The sequence below is a fragment of the Kitasatospora sp. NPDC001540 genome, assembly GCF_042894345.1.
Lineage (GTDB): Bacteria > Actinomycetota > Actinomycetes > Streptomycetales > Streptomycetaceae > Kitasatospora > Kitasatospora phosalacinea_C.
On sequence record NZ_JBIAVO010000042.1, the window covers coordinates 26,731 to 45,785 of the forward strand.

The window sequence follows — 19,055 nt, forward strand, 5'->3', positions numbered from 1 at the left end:
GTGGGTTCCGGTAGCCGGATCGACCATCAGCACCACACCGTGGCCCCATCACGGCCCGCGTCACAGGCCCTGACCTCGGCCCCGTCGACGCTGACCCTTGAAGAAGCGCCCGAGCGCGGTGCCGTGCGGGTGGCCAACGACATCCCGCTGGATCACGCCGGCATCCAGGGGTACAACCTCAACGAGGCCGGGAACTTCGTGTTCCTGCCGCAGCAGCCCGAGACCATCCGCAGCCACGTCACCGACGACCAGGACGCCCTGGTCCAGCTCGGCGCCTCGGTGGGCGATGGGGCCGACCGGGCGTACCTGGAGGGTGAGGCCCGAATCTCGCAGGGTTCGGACGGGCGGTTCCAGGTCGACGCCCGTGGTCTGCGGTGCGAGGAGGGGGATGCTGGCGCGGAGGGGCTTTGCCAGCACCAGGAGGTTGTGAGCCGCCTAATCCAAGATCGACTGAACGCCGCCGCCTCCACCGCTGCGGACCGGCTCGCCGCCCAGGACGTGCTGGACGAGGTCGCGGCCGAGCACGCGGCCTCCATCGCCGCCCAGGAGCAGGCGCGGGCCGAGCGGAGCGCGCGGCCACCGGTCGCCTCCTACAGCGAGAACATGGACGCCTTCAACGCCGCTTACAACGAGGCTAGGCAACGGCAACGTAACGGCGAGCCGCTCGTGCCCTACATGCGGGAGAACGCCACTGGCGGGCTCGGCGCCCGCGAAGGGGGCAGGGCCTTCGGCGTGGAGATCGAGTTCGACTTCCCACAGACCATGACCACTTCCCAGCAGGCGGCCGCGAAGCGGGCGATCGCCCGCGACATGCACGAGGCTGGTCTGGCGCCCGATCCGCACATCCACGGCTGGCACGAGTCGGCACGGCAGGGCTACACCGACGCCCCAGGCGCCTGGCGGATGGAGTACGACAGCACGGTCGCAGGCGAGATCGTCTCCCCGATCCTCTACGACGAGCCGCAGACCTGGGACAACCTCGCCCAGGTGTGTGAGATCGTACGCCGTCACGGCGGTACGGCCAGCCGCCGGACGGGTGGCCACGTCCACGTTGCCGTCCCGGACTACGACCACACCGTCGCAAACCACAACCAGCTGATCAACACGGTCGCCGGGTACGAAGACGTCGTCTACCGCCTTGCCCAGAACCCGGGCAGCCGGGAGCACCGCGGCCTTCGCTGGTGTCGGCCCAACACGCTGCCGAGTTCTCCCTACGTCTGGGTCGGCGCCGTGCAATCAGCCAACAGCAGCCATCGCATCGGCCTCAATTTTCAGTCGGTGAGCGGAAGTCCCGGCGACCACGCGGAGTTCCGCATGTGGGACGGCTCGCTGGACCCCGGCGTCATCCAGGCTCAGGTGAACGTGTCGCTGGGCCTGGCCGATGCCGCCCTGCGCGACGCCGGCCGAACCGCGGCACCCGCTCGCAACCCGGTCGGCAGCGAACGGGCGGCCCTGGCGCGGGAGGGACTGCTGCGCCGCAGGCTGACCGGGGAGCGGTGGGAGCAGAGCACCCGCTCCTTCCGGAACATGGTGGACCACCTCTTCAGCCGGGAGGAGAACAGGGCGCAGGTGACGGCGCTGTTCGCTGGCACGCGTTGGCACCGCGGCGCGTGAAGGCCGGGGCCGGGAACGTGTTTGCTCCCGGCCCCGGCCTTCACGTGCGGGCGCAGCGTCCGGTAGTCCTCCAGGTCAGACGTGCGTCCGCAGCGGACTACGCCAGCTGTTGCGGATGGCGGGACGCGGATCCGGCAGCGTCACGTGGGCCACGCCAGCCTGGTCGGCCAGCTTGTCCTTGGTGCTGAATCCGCGGTAGGCGACGATCGAGGCCAGGCGGTCGTCCTTCGCCCTCGCGGTCGCCGTGAAGTCGTACATCCCCGCGCGGCGCGGCCGTCCGGAAGCGAAGTCCGCCAGCAGCAGTGTGCCCTCGGGCATCAGCCAGGTGCTGTCGCGCTTCAGCTCAACGCCCGCCGTGCGGGCTGCCTTGGCGAACCAGCCCGGGTTGGAGGCCCAGTACAGGTTCCCGTCGGTGTCCAGCGTGAGGGCCAGGGGGCTGATGGCGGTACGGGCCAGCATCATGAGGTTGGGCCAGCGGCGGTCGGTCCAGACGAGAGCGGCCCGGCCGACGACGGCTTCCAGGACGGCCAGGGTGGGCATGATGACGCCGCGCTGGGCGTCCAGGGCCTGGAGCAGGGCCTCGGTGTCGGTGTCGCCGACGGCCTGCGGGAGGTCGTAAGCCTCGCGCAGCCGCCAGGCGTCCACGTCGCCGTTGTGAGTGCCGATCAGCTGCCCCACCTGGAGGGGGCTGGCGTTGGCCAGCTTGCCGGTTCCTCCCTGGGTGGCCCAGCGGGTGTGCCCGATCGCGGCCGGGGCCGCGTTGAGTGCGGCCCCGTACTTGGCGTCCCACACGCCCCGGAACGGGCCGGGGCCCTTGACGATGCGCCAGCCGCCAGCGTTCGTGTCGCGGCGGCTGACGGCCGGTGCGCGGGTCAGTTCGGTAGTGGCGCCGGTGGTGGCCATCGCCAGACCGGCGGAGTCGACGCCGCGCTCCTCAGCGAGGATGCCGAGGGCTACGCACATGGCGGTGGCCTTCCGCGGGTCGCACGAGTCGCTGCGGATCATTCCAAACAGGCCGCACATTACAGTCCTTCTGCACCCCCTTCGTCGGTGGACGCGGGGGTTTCCTTCTCCTTGGCGCCGAGGATGCGCATGACTGCGCGGTACTCGGCGGGGGTGAGCAGTTCGTGCTTGAGCAGCACGTTCGCCAGGTGTTCGGGCGGCATCGCGGCCGCTTCACGGATCATGGCGTCGACGACGGAGCCCTGGCTGACGTGGAGCTGCGCTGCGGTCTCCTGCAGCGCGGCCATCCCGTCGTCGGTGATCCCGATCTTGCGCGGCTTCAGCGGGTCCGCGTTGTTGCGGTTGATGACCGGGTTACGCGGCATCGGCGGCCAGCCAGTCTCCACCGGGAACCTCCGGAGCGTTCGTCAGCCAGTGGCCGCGCAGGGTGCTCTGCGAGGCGAGGTAGACGTACGCGTCGATCTCGCCTCCATCGGCGAGCTCGACCTGGCGGACCGCGCGGACGTAGAGGCTGTCGTGGTCGCGGCCGGTGTAGCCCTCCAGGCAGTCGAGGCGGTACAGGACCTCGTCCCACTCCGAGGTCCTGACGTCCATCGCCTCGCCGATGACCTGGAGCCCTTCGCCGGGGACGGCGAACGGGACACCGGAGTTCAGCAACTTGTACCCGCGAAGGAGCGCCGGGCGCTCGCTCGTGGTGTGACCGGCGAGGATTCCCCGGTAGTTGCCCTGACCGGAGCGCAGCGTCCCGTAGACGAAGACGGGCAGCTGGCGATCGGTGGTCGTCATTCGATCCACCCTCTCTGCTTCTTCGCGCCGCACGATGGCGGCGCAGATACCTACCCCTTACACTGGACCGTTGTAACGACCCCTTATAAGGTACCTATAGTATGACGCAGGATCCAAGCATCCGCAACACCCCCCGGCAGCAGCCCGGCTGACGATCCGCCAGCTGCGACGACCGGGGTGACCTCAGGGCCGGCGCCCGCAGCGGCCTTCGCCCGCACGCCCTTGTCGAACTCCATTCGAAGGAGCGCAATGTCAACCGAGCCCACCACCGACCTGGCCACGCGCGTCGCCCAGGCCATCGCGGCCGACGGGGCCCTGGCGGAGGGCAGCTACAGCGTCGTGCTCTCGCGCCGCAGGAGGGCCTCGGTGGACACCCTCGCCGACGGCCGCCATGTCGTGCGGATCCTCGCCACCAGCACGCCCGAGAAGATCGCCAAATTCATCCGCGACAACCGCGCCACCCTGGAGGAGCACGCCAGGCGCAACCGGGAGGCTGCCCCGCGGCGCCCGGCGCTGCGCCTGGAAGACGGGGAGATCTTCCAGCTGCTCGGCCAGCCGTCCGTCCTGCGGCTGTCCCCTTCTCCGGCCCTCGCGACCGATGGCCCCGTGATGCTGCTGCCCAGGGCCGACCTGGACCGGCGCGGGGTGCACTCGGTCATCGACTGGTACCGCGACTTCGGGCTTGCCTGGATGAACTCCCAGGCGCCGGCGCTGTGGAGCCGCCTCGCCCCTCAGGGGCCGCTGCCGACCCTGGCGGTGCGCGACCTCGGCAAGCGCAGGGAAGGCCTCTTCGAGGACGGCCCGTTCCGGGTCACACTTCACTGGCGCATCTTCCAGCTGGACGCCCGCCTGGTCGAGTACGCGCTCGCCCACGAGCTCGCCCACGCCGCACGGCCGGCAGGCCCCTCGCACGGTCCACGGTTCTGGCGCTGCCTGGAAAGCGCACTGCCGGACGCCCGGGCGCGCCACCGGGACCTCTTGGCCGAGGCGCGGACGCTCTGGACCGGAGACATTGCGTAAAGACCGAGATTTTTGTAGATTGGCCGCCGTTGGCGGAGGTGTCGACCAGAAGGCGGTGACGATGCCGCCCACTCCCCTGGTCATCATCGACGCCGCGTGCGCGCATGCAGGCAACAGCCGCGATACGGGCCGCACCGTCTGCGCGTAACCACCGCACCTGGTGCTTTTGAGGGCAGCCGCCTTCGAGCGCGTTGCGAGCGCTTCGAACCGGCCTGTGCCGTCCGCACGACGTGCTGTCCGACGCGACCACCACCGAGCTCCCAACCCTCTTCATCGACGACGAACACCTGCGCCCCTGAGCGCAGCGCACCGGGCCGGAGGCAACGGGCCCGGCCCCCGCCGCCGATTCCGCCCGGCAGCCTCCGGTGGGGCGGCCACCAGGCTGCCGACATCGCGGAAACCCCTTCCCGATCCCGGTGGTCCTCACAGGCGCATCTGGCCTCACTCCAGGCCCCTTCGGTGGGCGCGGGGCACCTGCAAAGGGCGTTCAGCCTCACTCGGGGCCGCCGCCAACCCGCCGACCGGTCTCGCTCTGCCCATCTGCACACAGAAGGCTCCGACTGCCATGCCCTCTCACCCCTCCGTGGCCGCCCTCTACCCGATCGGCACTCGTATCCGGCAGGACTCCACCCATCGCGCCGGAAGCGTCCGGGGATATGTCGCCGACCCGGACGTGCTCCTGGTCCAGATGGACAGACCCGCCGGGACCGGGGGTGGCTGGGAGGAGGTCCGGCTCGACGACCTCACCCGGCTCCCCAGCGAACTCCCGCTGGACGAATTGATCGAGGCCACGATCACCGCGCTCGGCGGTGCATGGATCTCGGCGGGTGTCGACATGTTCGGCGCGCACAAGCTGGTCGACACCCTGACCGGAGTGACCGTGGAGATCCCGCCGAGCGGCGGCCAGGACGACGACCTGGCGACGCTCACACTGTTCGCGTCCGACGGCGAGTTCTGCGAGGACTCCTTCCTCACGCTGCCGTCCGCCATCACGCTGGACGCCGCCGCAGTGCTGCTTCGTTCAGCCCTGCTGTCCGCCACGTCCGCACTGCTGGACGACGAGATCCCCCTCACCCGCAACATTGCAAAATGATCATCGATTGAGCTTTTGCAGCGCAGCACCCGACCTCGGCTTCGGCGCCGACTGCGCCGCGGATTCTGCCCTGTACGCCCGGGCGGCGGCCGCCTGACTCGCCGATCTCGGCTCGCACCCTACTCGTCCTGCCCCGCTTCCCCTTGGAGACTCCCGTGACCGACTCCGTCCAGAGGCTGCTGGAACAGCTCAGGCTGGGCATCCAGAGCAGCGGTGCCGTACGCACCGCCCGCAACGCAACCCGCCGGAAGCCCAAGGCCGGGCACGACCCCCGCGCCGACTTCGCCCGCCTGCGGGCCGCTCGGAGGAAGGCCAAGGCGCAGCAGGCCTCCTGGCGGGCGGCGTGGCGGGCGTGCCGCGGCGGCGTGTTCCGCGGCCCCGCCCGGCAGGCGGCCGATGCCGTCCTCGCGGAGCTCGCGGCCGACCCGGTGGACCTGGTGCGGCGGGCCGACGCGCTGGTGTTCCACAGTTCGGGGGGCAAGGACTCGGTCGTGGGACTGCACCGGGCGGTCCAGGCCGCCAAGTGTGCAGGGTGCCTGCACAAGCTGGTCGTCGTCCATGCCGACCTCGGACCCGACACCGAGTGGCCCGGGGTGCGGGAGTTGGCGCAGCGGCAGGCCGAGCGCTACGGCCTGAGGTTCCTGGTTGTCGCCGCCGAGGGCGGCTTCGTCGGGATGGTCGAGAAGCGCGGCATGTTTCCCGACTCGAAGCGGCGGCTGTGCACGAGTACCTTGAAGCGCGACGAGCTGGCTCCCATCTACACGCAGATCACGGCGGCGCTCGGGTTGGACGACCAGGCGCTGATCGTGTCGGTCTACGGCGTCCGCGGGGGCGAGTCGGCGGCCCGGGCCAAGAAGGCCGCGCTGTCCCTCGACTCCCGTGCCAGCAGCGGCAGGCGCCTCGTGCTGACCTGGAACATCGTCCATCACCTGTCCACGGCGGAAGTTTGGCAGGAGATCAGCGAGCACGGCCTGGAGTACCACCCGATCTACGACACCGGCCTGGAGCGCCTTTCGTGCGCCTACTGCATCCTGGCGCCGGAGGCGGCACTCGTGCTCGCCACCCGGGTGTGCTTCGCCCTGGGCCTGTCCATTCCCACGGTGTATGTGGAGCTGGAGCGCAGGATCGGCCACACCTTCAAGCCCGGCCAGACCCTTGCCGGGGTGGTCGCCGCGGCCCGGATGCTCGATGCCTTGGACGGTCCGCTCGCCTGGCGCCGCGGCGACGCGGTCCGGCGCCACCTGGGCGAGGAAGCCTGTCGGCGCTGGGAGCAGCGCCTGGCCGTCGCTACCTGATCGCGCCCGCGCAGTCACCGCGAAGGTCGTCCAGCGGGCCGGAGGTGCCCCGCGGGTCGCCTCCGGCCCTCGTCGGTCCTGGCCTCGCGCATCGGCTCCGGCTGGCCCCCTATACCGGTGAACCGCTGCCGGGCTGTGGGCACCAGCTCTAACGTGCTGCCCATGAGCACTGAAGACCACATCGACAGCATCGTGGACGACACCGCCAAGGCAGTGGACGAACACGGGACGAGGGCCGTGCAGGTGAGCGATGGTCACGACGGGGATCCCCTCGGTCAGGTCGTCGGCGACATCGACTCCGGGCTGGTGACTGCCGCTAGTGTTGCATTCGCTGCTGCCAGCATGGCCGTGAAGGCGAAGATCGACGCCAGCGCCGAGATTCGCACAGCGGAAATCGAGATCGACCCCGGGCTGGTGACTGCCGCTAGTGCTGCATTCGCTGCTGCCAGCATGGCCGTGAAGGCGAAGATCGACGCCAGCGCCGAGATTCGCAAAGCGGAAATCGAGGCGGAAACCCGACGCCTGGAGATCGTTGAGGAAACGAAGCGCGAGCGGTTGCGCCTGAAGGCGGGCCAGCAGGCGGCGGAAGCTGCCGAGGAGGGCTGACCCCGTAGGGCTCTGAATCAGCCGGGGCCGCAGCTGGCTGCGGTCCGGCCGGGAACGCCCGACCGGCGCCCAGGACCCCGGCGCCGTGCACCGGCGTGCCGGGACAGCGAAGTCGGACTGCTCAAGCTCGTGGCCTCAGCCCACCGGAGTGTTCGGACAGACCTGTCACCACGTGAGGGCTGGGCCGCGGCAGAGGGCAACCACTTCGCCTTCCCCGTGATCTCCGACAGTTCAAGTTCGCGGTCGCAGATCGGCGATGACCTTAGCTCGGGCGGGCGCCCCAGATGCACTTCACATTGCAAAAAGGCAGTTGCGGCTGTACGGTTTGTGGCGCGCCCGCCCTTGCGGGTTTCCCCTCCGGCCGCCAGCGGCCGACAGAATCTGGAGACGTCGGATGCCCGAGCAGGAGCACGCCCCCCTACCGATGCCCGTGCGGGCGATCGCGGCGCGGTACGACGTCGCGGAGCAGGCGGTCCGCCGCTGGGTGAAGGACGAGACGTTCCCGGAGGCCGTGAAGAAGGGACGCTGGGATCCGATCCTGGTCGACCGGTGGATGCGGCTGAACAACCCCGGCGCCTGGGCGTACGCCCAGCTGCGCGACGGGAGCAAGAACCCGCTCGGCCTACCCGAGCTCCCGGAGAAGGAGCTGCTCGACGCCAGGCGCTTCGGCGAGATGATGGCCTACCTGCGGCCAACCCTGCCGGAGGGCGAACGGGCGCTGCCGCCGACGACCATCCGCACCTACGAGGCGCGCGCCTTCATCCCTGCGGCGGACCGTCGGCCGGAGGACGGCCTGGAGCCGGCTGTGGACTTCGTGGGCTGGTACTGGTCCACCGTCCGCGAGCGCATCTACGCGAGCCGACACCTGTCGGCCACGCGCGTCGCGGTGGCCGCGGCCGCCGAAGGGGAGGAGTCCTGATGGCCGGCGGGCGCAGTTTCGTCACCCGCCAGGAGATCCGGGGGAAGTACAGCGTCGGCGCGAACGTCGTCAAGGGGTGGATCGCCCGGCCCAGCTTCCCCGCCGCGCAGGCCCCGGCAGCCGCAGGGGCGGACCGCGGACGCGAGGCGGAGCGGTTCGACGAGGTGGCGGTGGACGCGTGGGTGCGCGAGCACGAGAACCGGCTGTGGCTGGCCACCCACGAGGGGAAGGAAGCCGCCCGGGAGGCGGCCCTGCGCCGGCTGCCGCAGGGCGGCCCCGGGGACCTGCTCGACCTGGACGACTTCCGGACTCTCCTGGGGGAGTTCAACCGCGGCAAGCCGATCGCCCGCACGACCATGCAGTCCTACCGCAGCCGCCAGCAGATCCCGGCGGCGGACCGCCGCGAGGGGGACGGTCTCAGGCCGGAGGTCTACGAGGACATGTGGTTCCGCGCGACGGTGTACGACTACATCGTCAGCCAGCCCGGCATGGGCGGGCGCGGCGTGGGGCGTGTGGCACGAAGAGACCCATAGGCATTGCAAAATGAACATTCCGGCTGTAGAATGATTCTCATAGGGGCGGCGGACGCCCATGGGAAACTGCGGAGGCAGCCAGTGAAGAAGGACGTGCGGGACTTGGTAAAGGCCCTGGAGAAGCAAGGCTTCGAGGTCACCCCCTCCAAGAGCGGCCACCTGATCGTGCGTCTGAACGGGCAGCGGATCGCCACCCTGGCAAGCACGCCGTCCGACCACCGAACCCGGCTGAACGAGCTCGCCGTGCTGCGGCGGGCCGGATTCGTCTGGAAGCGCTGAACCAGCACGAGGGCCCGCCGGGACACCGGCGGGCCCTCGCCCCCTGCATCAAACCGCCCGACCAGGAGGACCACGATGAAGACCCAGGACTGGAGCGTCTTGGTCGAGCTCGACGCGACCGACGTCTCCGACGACACCCACGACGAAGTGCTCCGCGCGCTGTCCGCGCACGCGGCCAACACCACCACCGCCGGCAACGGCAACTTCGCCGTCATCCTCAGCCTCACCGCAGCCGGCCCGGCCGAGGCCGCCCGGGCCGCCGTCGACCTCGTGCTGGCCGCCGCCCCGGCCGAGCTCCACGGCCGCCAGGCCGTCGGCGTGGAGGTCACCACCGAGGCCGAGCTCGAGCGGCGCATCGCCTCGACGGGCGACTGACCTCCCCCTGCAGCGCCGCGTCCGCCGCGGCCGCCTTCCCGGCAACCCTCGCTCCCCAACTGCCGCCGGCCGGACCCGCCCAAGGGTCCGGCCGGCGGCCGTTTACGCCCTTCGTCCATCCCCGCCCGCGCACCTGCATCCCGAGGCGGCAGCCGCCCGCCGGGGCAGCCGCGCACCGGCCGCCGACAGGGTCCGGCCCACAGTCGACCACGCCACCCATTTGCATTGCATTATGAGCATAAACAATGTAAGTTGAGTGTTCGTTGGCCGGGTGCAGCCCGGCAGCCTCCAGATGCAGCACGCCTTCTCGGGGAGTTCCGCGGAGCCGAGGCCTCTTCACCGCCAAGCTCCGCCAGCAGCCGCCCGTCTGGCACCTCACCGCGATCTCCGCCAGCAGCCGCCCGTCTGGCACCTCACCGCGATCTCCGCCGACGGCCGGCTCTGCCTTCCCGCCGACGCCGCTGCCGCACCGCCCCAATGACCGAAGAGAGGAACCCTCGCCATGGGCAAGCCGCAGGCCCCTCGTACCGCAGCGCACAGGCCCGCCGTCAGGCGCCGCCGCTTCCGCCACGACGACCTCGTCGCAGTCGACCTGTTCTCCGGGTTCGGGGGCCTGACCCGCGGCATCGAGATGGCCGGGTTCACCACGATCATGGCGGCCAACCACAACGCCTACAAGGTTGAAATCCACGAGGCGAACCACCCGCACGCCGAGCACTGGATCGCGGACCTGGTCGACCCGGCAGCCGCCGACTACCACTCCGCCCGCGACCTGCCCGCGGCCGACCTCCTGGTCGCCGGTGTCTCCTGCGTGAACCACTCGCAGGCCAACACCCGCAAGGCGTACGAGCAGGGCCTGTCCCTGTTCGAGCTCGAGGACCCGGACTTCGAGGCGCGGGTGACCAAGTCCGAGCGCGACCGCGCCACCGCGAGCTGCGTCCTGCACTACGCCGCCCAGCACCACCCGCGGATGATCCTCGTGGAGTGCACCACCGAGCTCGCCTCCTGGGGACCGGCACTGCCCGGGCGCCCGAAGGTCGGGGACGGCTCCACCTACCGCTGGTGGCTCAAGCAGTTCGAGCTGCTCAACTACCAGCACAAGGTGCTGTACCTGAACTCAATGCACTTCGGCGTGCCGCAGTCCCGCGACCGGGGGTACTGGGTGTTCTGGGACAAGTCCATCCCCGCGCCCGACCTCGAGTTCCGGCCTGTGGCGCGCTGCCGCCACTGCGACCGGGACGTCGAGTCCGTGTGGTCGTGGAAGACGGGACTCCCGGCGACCGGGTCGGTGCGCTACGGACAGCAGTACGAGTACCGGTGCACGAGCTGCCACCGCCCGGTCGCCCCTCCGGCCACCCCGTCGGTGGCCGCCCTGGACCTGAGCGTGCTCGGAACCCGGATCGGCGACCGGACCAGGCCCCTCGCGGCATCGACGACGGCCCGCGCCCAGCGGTGCCTGCAGCGCTTCGGCGAGTTCCCCGCCGTGCTGATGCCCGCCAAGGGGGTGCACGGCAGCGAGCGGCCCCTGGGGCAGCCGCTGCCGACGCAGACCAGCCAGCAGGAGGCCGCGATCCTGTCGACCGGCACCCTGGCGGCCGGGCCCCGGCACGCCGGAGCCACGCAGAGCGCCACCGCCGATGGCGAGAAGGCGCTCCTGCTCGCCATCGACAACTTCCAGGGCGGCCCGCGGGGCGCCAACGAGCCCTTCCCGACGCAGGGCGGCTCGGAGACAATGGGGCTCTTGTCCGCAGAGGCGCAGCTGCTCCGCGCGGAGGCCCTCCCGCCCGCTCCCGCCGAGGCGATGCAGCTCCCTGGCCTGCTGCTCTCCGACTGGTACAAGCGGAACGGTTCCACCGGGAACGAGACAGCGCCGCACCCCCTGACCGACCCTGTCGGCACCCTCACCACCCACGACACCACCGCGCTGCTCACAGCCCGGTGGCGGGCCGCACTCAGCGAACTGTCCCTGGAGGACTGCTACTTCCGCATGCTGCGGGAGTACGAGATCGGCCGGGGCTGCGGCTTCGACGTCGACTTCCCCGGCTACCAGGGCTCGTTCATCGTGTGGGGCAGCGCCCGCAACCAGACCGACGGGTTCGGCAACGCCGTGTCCCCCCAGGTCGGGGCCTGGATCGGATCCCGCCTTCGCGCGGCTCTCCACCGCGCCTGACGCCCCAGCCCCAGCAGGCCGGCTGCCGGATGCCGGACTCCGCCGCCTGCGCTCCGCATGCCCCGGCCCTCCGCCGGGCCGGGCCACGGCCCCCTCTCACCCAGCAAGGAGTTCCATGCCCCTGCCCGCCCCGGCCCCGCGCCGCTACCTCCCGCGGGGCCCTCGGCGCGAAGCCGACTTCGCCATCGCCACCGCGTGCGCAGACGCCTGGTACCGCGAGCGCGGAGGCGCTCACATCCAGATCCCCGTCGGCGCCGTCGCCGCCCTGGCCCTGTGGCCGATCAAGGGCCCCGACGCCTGGATGCAGGGCAGCTGGTGGCTCTCCCTGGACGAGGAGCAGCTCGCCGCGACGCTGCGCGAGTGCTGGGGTCGCTGGTGGATCCAGCGCCCCGATCTCATCCACCGCGCCGCGCCGCTCCACAGCTGGCTGGACGACGACAAGGTGTGCGCCGCGGCCATGCCCGCGGTGCGGGCGGTGATCCGCACCGCCGTCACCGAGGGCGTGCTGGAGCTCGTCAGCAGCGGCGACGCCTGGGCGCGCACCGACACCGACGTCCTTGGCTGGATGGTGACGCTCATGCGCTCCGGAGGCGAGCGGAAGATGCTCGCGGAGTTCCCGACCCCGCCGGACATGGCGGCGCTGATGGGCAGGCTCCTCCTGGCGGAGCGGGCCGAGGACATCAAGCCCGGCCAGGCGTTCCATGACCCGACCAGCGGCACCGGGGCGATGATCCGTGCCCTGGCCCTCCACCTGCACGAGCGGGGCCTGGCGCCGGCGGACTTCTCCTGGGCGATGACGGACCTGGACCAGGTCTCCGCCGCGGTGGCGGCCTGCTGCGCGATCCTGTGGGATCTGGGCCCGCGGGTGCTGGTGTGGTGCGGCGACACGCTGCACGAGGGCGACGGCCCCGAACGCGCGGCTGTGGAGAAGGCCCGGTTGGTCCGCGAACGCGACCGCACCTTGCGGCAGTTCGCCGCGCTGCACGGAAGCCTCCGCCTGATCAACCCGGACGGCCGGGGAGGCGGCGCCCGTGCGTGAGCTGACCCTGTTCGACCTCGCCCCCCAGGCAGCCGCGCCGGTGCCGGAGCCGGAGCTCGTCCTGGACGAGGCGCGGCTCCGGGACTCCTTCGCCCGCTTCCGCGCCGCCCGGCACAAGACGCTGTCGTACGGGCTGGGCTTCGACTCGACCGACATCCTGCTGGAGTACCTGCGCGACCCGGAGAGCTACGGCCTGCTGCCCGACCTGTCCGACCTGACGGTCGTTCACGCCGTCGTCGGCAGCGAGTACGACAGCACCTACGCGCTGGTGGAGCAGGCCATCTTGCCCAGGCTGCGTGAGCGGCGCGTCCGCTTCGTCGAGGTGGCCCGCAGGGGGCGCAGCCTGAGGGACGGCTACGAGGTCCTGTCCGACACCCGCGAGCCTTACCGGCTGCACCGGCGGGGCCGCTTCACGCTGTTGGACGAGCTGGAGAGCGGCGGCACCGTCGTCCAGGCCGCCGGGGGCAACACGTGCTCGTTGAAGTTTAAGGCTCACGTGCTCAGCGGCTTCGTCGCGGACGCCTTTGCCGGTGCGAGCGTGGGTACGGCGATCGGCTACAGCGCGTCCGAGGCCGGGCGGGCGCTGAAGTCCGAGAAGGCGCAGGCCAAGGCGAAGCCGGGGCCGGCCGCGGTGACGCTGGAGTACCCGCTGGTGCGGACCGGGCGCAGCCGGGACGACGTGGTGCGCAGGGTGGAGGAGGTGACCGGGCGGTCCTGGAGGCGGTCGGCGTGCTTTTTCTGCACCTACAGCCTCTCGTGCGGGTCGATGCCCGAGCAGTTGCTGCGGCTGCGCGAGGAGCCCTCGGCCGCGGCGCGGGCGATGCGGCTGGAGTACGTATCGATGGCGTTGAACGAGAACGGCTCGCTGTACCCGAACAAGGAGCCGCTGTACTCCCAGGTCGCCGCGGACGGGAACACCGCGGCGCTCGGCGAGTTCGAGGCCCTGCTGAACGATCCGGCCCAGGAGTGGGCGCTGTACCGGGTGCGGCGCGTCTACACCGCAGGCCGTATCAGGGCGTGCCGCGAGAAGCACCGCGCCGACTGCATTGCAGCTGCCTGCCGCGACCGTGCGCTCAAGGGGACACCCTGGCGGTCGTTGACGGTCGTGGCGACCGGCACCCGGGCGGCGTGCGCCGCCCGCCTGCGCGAGGAAGCCGCGGAAGCGGGCGCGGCCCTGGAGCTGGAGCGGCGCCACGGGGTGCCGATCCAGCGCCTCTACCTGCGTCGGCTCCCCAACCCGATGCGCTTCGGCGCCGCCGAGGAGTTCCTGGTCTGCGCGCCCGCCACGGCCCTGGAGAAGGCCCGGCGCAACTTCCCCAAGGTCTGGCAGCGCGTCGCTGTTCTCGGGCTCCCGGCCTGACCGCGAGCGGAGGGAGCACAACAAGACGAGAGATTGCAATATGTACTTTCTCGCTGTAGACTGTACCTATCAGAAGATGCCGACTTGCTAGCAGCAAAGGGCGTGCGCATGGATTTCGACATCCACGAACTCAAGGGAGCCGGGGACCTCGCAGAGGGCCTGGCCAACTCCTTCTTCGTCCTGGTTGAGGATTTCGCCAGTACCGGAACCCTCGACTCCAAGGACCTGGCGACCCTGCGGTCCGATTTCGACGAGTTCGCCGAACTCGTCAACGAAATCCTCGGCTGACACCGCTCTCGCCGGAACCGTCCTTCCACGCGCCCGGCGCCGAAAGCGCGCCGGGCGCCCCACTCCCGCAGTGCAACCCCCGCTTCGACCTGAACTCCGAATGCCGCAGCCCGGCCATACGACACTCCAAGGAGGCGGCATGACCGACGACGCGGCCCGCTCCCGTCAGATCTTCGAGCAGGCCCGGCTGCAGGGCTGCTATCCCTTGCGGCACGACTGGGGCGTTCCGCTCGGCGTGGAGATGCCCGAGCACGTGAAGGAGTGCCCCGCGCACCGCGAGATCTGGCTGGAGTGGAGGAACAACCGCTATGACCTCCGCCGCCCTTCGGAGTGGCCCGGATCGCCCAGCGGAATCATGGACAGCCGCACATCGCACGAGGAGCGCGCGTACGGCTGGGCCGAGAAGAACCTCGCGCAGATGGAGCTGGTCGCAAAGATCTGCGGCCGCGGCACGAGCCCGCAGTGCAACCGGTAGGGCCTCCCTTGCCGACCCCTGCACTGCACTCAGCCCGCCTTCCTGCTCCCGGGCCTGGCCGCCGCCCACGGAGCCGCCGGCCCCGTCCTGACCCTGCCGCTGCGGCGGCCCCGCCTCAACTGGCCCTGCTACCCACTGCCCCATCGGATTGGAGCACGTCCTGACCACGATCTACACGGCGGCCGAAGTCGCCGCCATCCCCCTGTTCCAGTCCTCGGCGGCCCGCCGGATGCTGATGCCGCAGGACGCCGACGAGCACGGCCGCCTCATCGCCGATACCGTCGCGGCGGCCTGGACCGCCAACCACGGCGCAGCCGGGCTCGACGTCGTGGTCGGCACGGTCGCCGCCATGGCCTTCCTGCCTGTCTTGGACCCCGAGGCCGGCTCTTTGGCGGGTGCCGTAGCCGGTTTGAGGCCCGGGGACCTGTGCCAGTTGCTCGACCGGGTCTGGCAGCAGATGTACTGGGCGCTTCCCGCCCACGTCGAGAGGATGCGGCCCCTGCGGAGCTGGCTCGACGCCCCCGAGGCGTGGCAGGCCGCTGGCGCCCTGCTGACCGCTCAGACCTGCATCCGCACCGGGCTGCTGGAGTTCACCGGCGACCGCGAGCGGGCCGTGGGCTGCGATCTGCTCGGCCGCCTCATGCAGCAGCTGCGCGGGCGGGCGGACAAGGACGCCGTCGGCGCCTTCCACACCCCGAGGGGAGCTGCCGTACTGATGGCGGAGATCCTGGAGGTCGGCTCCGCGGACGGCATCATCATGGAACCGGCCGCCGGCTCGGGTGCACTGTGGCGTGCTGTCGCCGCAGACCTGCAGTTCCGCGGTCAGGACCCGGCCGAGAAGACCTGGGTCGGCGTCGAGATCGACGCCCTGTCAGCTGCCGTGCTGGTAGCGAACAGCGTGATCTGGCGGCTGGGGTCCAGGGTCCTGGTTGCGCGGGCCGATGCGATCAGGGAGCCCGATTCGGGAGTTGCAGCGGCACTTGCCGAGCACCGGGCCGCCTACGCGCGCCGGGCAGCGCTCCTCGACGCCGCACACACAGCTGCGTCCGCGGGCTGACCGGCCGAGAGCCAAAGAACCATCCCCACGCATTGCATTATAAGTTTTTGCGAGGTAGATTGGCCCTTGCGGGACTGGGCTCGCTTCTCTGCCTCCCGCCTTGCCTTCGCCCGATGGCGCACGCGCGGCAGCCTCGTGGTCACCGGCGAAGGGAACGGGCGCCGGGTCGCCGACCGCGACGCCGCCGACAGGTCCCTAACCAGCGATGACCGCAGTTCTCAATCAGTGGTCGGAGCGTCCCGAAGGACCGGGCGGCCATTCCTTCCGAGCCATCAACGGCAACCAGCCATCAGCCACACCCGGTCCTCCCGGACCGCCTCACATTCTTAGGGACCAGCTATGAGCTGCAAGCAGGCGCCCGTTCACTTCTTAGCCGCCGAGGACTCCGGGGGGCACCTGTGACAGCCGGTGCCCGCCCGGGATTCGCACAGCCGCCCCTGTCTCCCTCCGCGCTGGCCGACGTCCTCAAGGCCGCCGAAGCACTCGCCGCGGCCATCGCCGCAGCACCGTTCCCCCTTCGGGCCGTGGTCGGCCCGGAGGCCCGCGCCTGCCTCCAGGTCCCGTCGGGCACCGGTGACGACGTCGACCGGATGCTGCGCGTCGAACAGGCCGCAGCCCTCATGCCCGCCGAACCGCAGCTCGTCGAGGACTGCGCGGGCTTCTACTGGCAGGCCGAGGTCCAGCGGGCCAGTGCAGTCCTCCAGGTCTGGACGCGGCTCGGCCCGGTCGCCGACCAGGCGCAGCCCTAGCGTCCCTCCCGGCCGCAGCCGGGCCCCTTCCCCCTCTCGTGCAATCGACAGCCCGGAGCGCCGCTCCCGGCCCGGTGGCGGCCTGCTGTCCCGCCACTGGGCCGCTGGCCCGGCCCGCCTCCGGCCCTGGCCTTCCGAACCCGTCCCTCCCGAACAGGAGCCATCGCCATAGCCTCCACCGACTTGCTCGCCGAGGAGCAGCTGCTCGCCGTGCCGCACGACGGCATCCGCACGATCCGCAGGTCCGCCGGGACCTGCCCGGCGGACGACCTTGCCGCGCACCTGATCCAGCAGATGCGGGGCGGGCTGCTCCACGAGGCAGCGGCCCTTGGCGAGGGCAGTGCGGGCACCGCAGACCTTGACGTCGAGGCCTTGGCCAGCCGGTCCTACACGGTCGAGACCTCCATCGGCGGCCGCTCCGCTCGCGTCGCCTTCACCGCTGGCCTCGCCGACAGCGGCATCGCACACGGAGAGCACCTGGACATCAGGGCGACCGTGTCGCTCAGGTACCGGGTCGACCTCACCCTGCGCTTCGGGCTGGTCAGCACCGACGCAGGCGCCAGCTGGGCGCTGGCCCTGGCGAAGGCGGAGCGCAGGTGGCTCGCCTCGGCCCGGCAGATGACGGACGCGGCCGGGCCCCACATCACCCAGCTCGTGCACGACCCCCGCCACCGCGCCGGACTTGCCCCCGTCATCGACACCGCCCGGCACGTCGCCGCGGTGCGGGCCCTCTTCGAGCTCCAGCGGGCACGCGACCAGCTCGCCTGGGCGGCCTCCCGCGCCGTCTCCGCCCGCGAGATCTTCAACCGCTACGGGTGCACCGAGCCGGACCTGGCCCGGCTGCGCGTCCACTTGGGGCACCTCGCGCGGCTCGCGTCCGAGGGCCGCTGCCTGGTGGGCTGGTGAGCACCGGCAGGCCCTGGGGGCCGCCCGGAGTGCGGCAGCCGTTCGGACCTCCTTCGTCCGGGGAGGAGGCTGCGGCCCGGCGGGAGTCCGGCATGCTCGTCGACGTCGTCGGCCGCTCTCTGGCGGCGAGCGCCGGCGGCCCCTGCGCCTACTGCGATGGCGTCGACCTGGGGGACACCTGCCCGGGCGCGTTGACCTGCCCCCAGTGCGGGGCGCTGCCTGGGCAGCGCTGCCGTCGGCCGAGCGGGTGGGAGATACGGCAGTGGCATATCACCCGTGTTCGCGCCTCGGATCTGGAGGACCAGCGTCGTGAGGACGCCGGAGACATCGCGCTCCCCGCCCGCTGGGCGAGTAGCTGACGGTCCGTCGTCACGGCGAGCGCTGTGCGACCGCACGGATTCCTCGGCGGGTGGTCGGCACCTGCGCGCCAGCAGCTCGCCACCCTGGCCGGATGTCGGGAACCACCCTGCTGTGCATTGTAATATAAGCATTTTGCATGTAGATTGTCTGTCATCGGATCGCCTTCTCTCCGCCGCCCTGTGCGCGCCCTCCTCCTGAAACCGGAGACCATGTGAACAGCGCAACCGCCCTCAACCCGAGCCTGCCCGGCCTCCTCGTCGAAGCCGCCCAGGAAGCCCTGGCAGACCGCCTGGAGACCGCCGCCGAGGTGCTGCGCATCGAGGTGATCGTCGACCACAGCCCGGACAACGGGCCGGAGTACTACACCGAGGTCACCGCCCGCTACGCCGACGGGACCTCCACCACCGTGGACCTCGACCGCACCGCGTTCCACGACGAGCTCATCGAGTTGCGGGACGGGCGGAACGCGCGGGGCTACCGCCTGGTGCCGTTCCCGATCCTCCTGAAGGCCGCTCCGTCGGCCACCGCCTGAAGGTCCGCATGCTGGCCGCCCGGTCCCGGTTCCGGCCGGGCGGCCGCCATCTCGCGATACGGCTACCGCCTGGTCGCCGTCGACCACAAGGCCCGCGACCCCCGACGTCAGGGCCTGCACCCAGGCCCTGCCCAGCCCGCCGGATTCGGCCGGCGCGTCCGGCGCCACGCCTTCGCCCGCTGCCGCCGCACCGCGAAGCGGGCCCCTCAGGGAGGAACCCGATGACCACGCGCCTCGACCCGAACACCTCCGGCGGGCCGCACCCGGCCGGCCCGCCCCTGCCCCGTCTCACACCGGCGTACCGCCGCGCACGGCCTGCTCGACCTGGACACCGAAATCGACCCCTACGACCTGACCGTCGACGATCCCGGCAGCATCGGCGCAGACGTCGTACGGGACCAGGTCCTCGAACGCGGGCTGGGGAACGCGCAGGTGACGGTGCTGGCCGGAAGCCGGTACGCCGAGATTGCGCGCGCCGTCTGGCCGGGCCTGGATGCTCCGCTGTCCGGCGCTCGCGGGATCGGGGAGATGAAGCAGCGCCTGGCCCGGATGCGCGCGGAGAGCATCCGCCGTCACCTCGCCGGCTGACGGAGACGGCCACGCGCCGGGGGATGGCGCGCGCTGGACTCGGCGGCG

The 19,055-nt window shown here is 71.3% G+C and carries 22 protein-coding genes; 18 read left to right on the forward strand and 4 right to left on the reverse strand.

Features of this window, described 5'->3' with window-relative positions; genetic code table 11:
• Positions 1-1,614 carry an amidoligase family protein gene (locus ACFY00_RS33015; protein ID WP_388036535.1) on the forward strand — a complete coding sequence of 538 codons (1,614 nt, stop codon included), beginning with the start codon at positions 1-3 and terminating at the stop codon, positions 1,612-1,614.
• A gap of 75 nt (positions 1,615-1,689) precedes the next feature.
• Here ACFY00_RS33015 and ACFY00_RS33020 read toward each other — a convergent pair whose 3' ends face one another.
• From ACFY00_RS33020 to ACFY00_RS33030, 3 genes are read right to left on the reverse strand one after another with little or no spacing between them, the layout of a single operon-like run.
• Positions 1,690-2,577 (reverse strand): hypothetical protein, encoded by an 888-nt coding sequence (locus tag ACFY00_RS33020; protein ID WP_388036538.1) that lies wholly within the window; start codon positions 2,575-2,577, stop codon positions 1,690-1,692.
• Between the two features lie 59 nt (positions 2,578-2,636).
• The gene (locus ACFY00_RS33025) at positions 2,637-2,942 is read right to left on the reverse strand and encodes a hypothetical protein (protein ID WP_388036540.1); all 306 of its coding nucleotides are present in this window, start codon (positions 2,940-2,942) and stop codon (positions 2,637-2,639) included.
• Positions 2,932-3,363: a gamma-glutamylcyclotransferase family protein gene (locus ACFY00_RS33030; protein ID WP_388036543.1), complete on the reverse strand. Its 432-nt coding sequence runs from the start codon at positions 3,361-3,363 to the stop codon at positions 2,932-2,934. Before ACFY00_RS33030 ends, ACFY00_RS33025 begins: the two co-directional genes overlap by 11 nt.
• A 249-nt stretch (positions 3,364-3,612) precedes the next feature.
• Here ACFY00_RS33030 and ACFY00_RS33035 point away from each other — a divergent pair, with 249 nt between their 5' ends.
• The 17 genes from ACFY00_RS33035 (at position 3,613) to ACFY00_RS33115 (ending at position 18,419) form a co-directional block, all read left to right on the forward strand.
• Positions 3,613-4,383, forward strand: coding sequence for a YgjP-like metallopeptidase domain-containing protein (locus ACFY00_RS33035; RefSeq protein WP_388036546.1), 771 nt, complete (start codon positions 3,613-3,615; stop codon positions 4,381-4,383).
• Between the two features lie 565 nt (positions 4,384-4,948).
• On the forward strand, positions 4,949-5,476 hold the full coding sequence (locus ACFY00_RS33040; RefSeq protein ID WP_388036549.1) for a hypothetical protein: 528 nt from the start codon (positions 4,949-4,951) through the stop codon (positions 5,474-5,476).
• 155 nt (positions 5,477-5,631) lie between these two features.
• On the forward strand, positions 5,632-6,771 hold the full coding sequence (locus ACFY00_RS33045; protein ID WP_388036552.1) for a phosphoadenosine phosphosulfate reductase family protein: 1,140 nt from the start codon (positions 5,632-5,634) through the stop codon (positions 6,769-6,771).
• 162 nt (positions 6,772-6,933) lie between these two features.
• On the forward strand, positions 6,934-7,377 hold the full coding sequence (locus tag ACFY00_RS33050; RefSeq protein WP_388036555.1) for a hypothetical protein: 444 nt from the start codon (positions 6,934-6,936) through the stop codon (positions 7,375-7,377).
• 394 nt (positions 7,378-7,771) lie between these two features.
• The gene (locus tag ACFY00_RS33055; RefSeq protein ID WP_388036557.1) at positions 7,772-8,296 is read left to right on the forward strand and encodes a hypothetical protein; all 525 of its coding nucleotides are present in this window, start codon (positions 7,772-7,774) and stop codon (positions 8,294-8,296) included.
• Entirely contained in the window at positions 8,296-8,829 is a 534-nt protein-coding gene (locus ACFY00_RS33060) for a hypothetical protein (protein WP_388036559.1), read from the forward strand. Before ACFY00_RS33055 ends, ACFY00_RS33060 begins: the two co-directional genes overlap by 1 nt.
• An 81-nt stretch (positions 8,830-8,910) precedes the next feature.
• Positions 8,911-9,108, forward strand: coding sequence for a type II toxin-antitoxin system HicA family toxin (locus ACFY00_RS33065; RefSeq protein ID WP_388036561.1), 198 nt, complete (start codon positions 8,911-8,913; stop codon positions 9,106-9,108).
• A gap of 75 nt (positions 9,109-9,183) precedes the next feature.
• Positions 9,184-9,483, forward strand: a complete 300-nt coding sequence (locus tag ACFY00_RS33070) for a hypothetical protein (protein ID WP_388036564.1) — start codon at positions 9,184-9,186, stop codon at positions 9,481-9,483.
• 502 nt (positions 9,484-9,985) lie between these two features.
• Positions 9,986-11,653, forward strand: coding sequence for a DNA cytosine methyltransferase (locus ACFY00_RS33075; protein WP_388036567.1), 1,668 nt, complete (start codon positions 9,986-9,988; stop codon positions 11,651-11,653).
• A gap of 115 nt (positions 11,654-11,768) precedes the next feature.
• Positions 11,769-12,692: a hypothetical protein gene (locus ACFY00_RS33080; RefSeq protein WP_388036568.1), complete on the forward strand. Its 924-nt coding sequence runs from the start codon at positions 11,769-11,771 to the stop codon at positions 12,690-12,692.
• Positions 12,685-14,052 carry a hypothetical protein gene (locus tag ACFY00_RS33085; protein ID WP_388036570.1) on the forward strand — a complete coding sequence of 456 codons (1,368 nt, stop codon included), beginning with the start codon at positions 12,685-12,687 and terminating at the stop codon, positions 14,050-14,052. The genes ACFY00_RS33080 and ACFY00_RS33085 overlap by 8 nt, the downstream gene beginning before the upstream one ends.
• A 108-nt stretch (positions 14,053-14,160) precedes the next feature.
• Positions 14,161-14,340, forward strand: a complete 180-nt coding sequence (locus tag ACFY00_RS33090; protein WP_388036572.1) for a hypothetical protein — start codon at positions 14,161-14,163, stop codon at positions 14,338-14,340.
• Between the two features lie 139 nt (positions 14,341-14,479).
• A complete protein-coding gene (locus ACFY00_RS33095; protein WP_388036575.1) occupies positions 14,480-14,815 on the forward strand; it encodes a hypothetical protein in 336 nt (111 codons plus the stop codon).
• A gap of 148 nt (positions 14,816-14,963) precedes the next feature.
• Positions 14,964-15,872, forward strand: a complete 909-nt coding sequence (locus ACFY00_RS33100; RefSeq protein ID WP_388036577.1) for an N-6 DNA methylase — start codon at positions 14,964-14,966, stop codon at positions 15,870-15,872.
• A gap of 398 nt (positions 15,873-16,270) precedes the next feature.
• On the forward strand, positions 16,271-16,621 hold the full coding sequence (locus ACFY00_RS33105) for a hypothetical protein (RefSeq protein WP_388036579.1): 351 nt from the start codon (positions 16,271-16,273) through the stop codon (positions 16,619-16,621).
• 183 nt (positions 16,622-16,804) lie between these two features.
• Positions 16,805-17,527: a hypothetical protein gene (locus tag ACFY00_RS33110; protein WP_388036581.1), complete on the forward strand. Its 723-nt coding sequence runs from the start codon at positions 16,805-16,807 to the stop codon at positions 17,525-17,527.
• Between the two features lie 571 nt (positions 17,528-18,098).
• On the forward strand, positions 18,099-18,419 hold the full coding sequence (locus tag ACFY00_RS33115) for a hypothetical protein (RefSeq protein ID WP_388036584.1): 321 nt from the start codon (positions 18,099-18,101) through the stop codon (positions 18,417-18,419).
• A 288-nt stretch (positions 18,420-18,707) separates the two neighbouring features.
• Here ACFY00_RS33115 and ACFY00_RS33120 read toward each other — a convergent pair whose 3' ends face one another.
• Positions 18,708-18,995 (reverse strand): hypothetical protein, encoded by a 288-nt coding sequence (locus ACFY00_RS33120; protein ID WP_388036586.1) that lies wholly within the window; start codon positions 18,993-18,995, stop codon positions 18,708-18,710.
• Between the last annotated feature and the right edge of the window lie 60 nt (positions 18,996-19,055).

What these genes read in the sequence shown, in the direction of transcription:
- ACFY00_RS33020 (WP_388036538.1), bottom strand. Translation starts at nt 2,577, where the DNA reads ATGTGCGTAGCCCTCGGCATCCTCGCTGAGGAGCGCGGCGTCGACTCC.
- ACFY00_RS33025 (WP_388036540.1), bottom strand. Translation starts at nt 2,942, where the DNA reads ATGCCGCGTAACCCGGTCATCAACCGCAACAACGCGGACCCGCTGAAG.
- ACFY00_RS33030 (WP_388036543.1), bottom strand. Translation starts at nt 3,363, where the DNA reads ATGACGACCACCGATCGCCAGCTGCCCGTCTTCGTCTACGGGACGCTG.
- ACFY00_RS33035 (WP_388036546.1), top strand. Translation starts at nt 3,613, where the DNA reads ATGTCAACCGAGCCCACCACCGACCTGGCCACGCGCGTCGCCCAGGCC.
- ACFY00_RS33040 (WP_388036549.1), top strand. Translation starts at nt 4,949, where the DNA reads ATGCCCTCTCACCCCTCCGTGGCCGCCCTCTACCCGATCGGCACTCGT.
- ACFY00_RS33050 (WP_388036555.1), top strand. Translation starts at nt 6,934, where the DNA reads ATGAGCACTGAAGACCACATCGACAGCATCGTGGACGACACCGCCAAG.
- ACFY00_RS33055 (WP_388036557.1), top strand. Translation starts at nt 7,772, where the DNA reads ATGCCCGAGCAGGAGCACGCCCCCCTACCGATGCCCGTGCGGGCGATC.
- ACFY00_RS33060 (WP_388036559.1), top strand. Translation starts at nt 8,296, where the DNA reads ATGGCCGGCGGGCGCAGTTTCGTCACCCGCCAGGAGATCCGGGGGAAG.
- ACFY00_RS33070 (WP_388036564.1), top strand. Translation starts at nt 9,184, where the DNA reads ATGAAGACCCAGGACTGGAGCGTCTTGGTCGAGCTCGACGCGACCGAC.
- ACFY00_RS33075 (WP_388036567.1), top strand. Translation starts at nt 9,986, where the DNA reads ATGGGCAAGCCGCAGGCCCCTCGTACCGCAGCGCACAGGCCCGCCGTC.
- ACFY00_RS33080 (WP_388036568.1), top strand. Translation starts at nt 11,769, where the DNA reads ATGCCCCTGCCCGCCCCGGCCCCGCGCCGCTACCTCCCGCGGGGCCCT.
- ACFY00_RS33090 (WP_388036572.1), top strand. Translation starts at nt 14,161, where the DNA reads ATGGATTTCGACATCCACGAACTCAAGGGAGCCGGGGACCTCGCAGAG.
- ACFY00_RS33095 (WP_388036575.1), top strand. Translation starts at nt 14,480, where the DNA reads ATGACCGACGACGCGGCCCGCTCCCGTCAGATCTTCGAGCAGGCCCGG.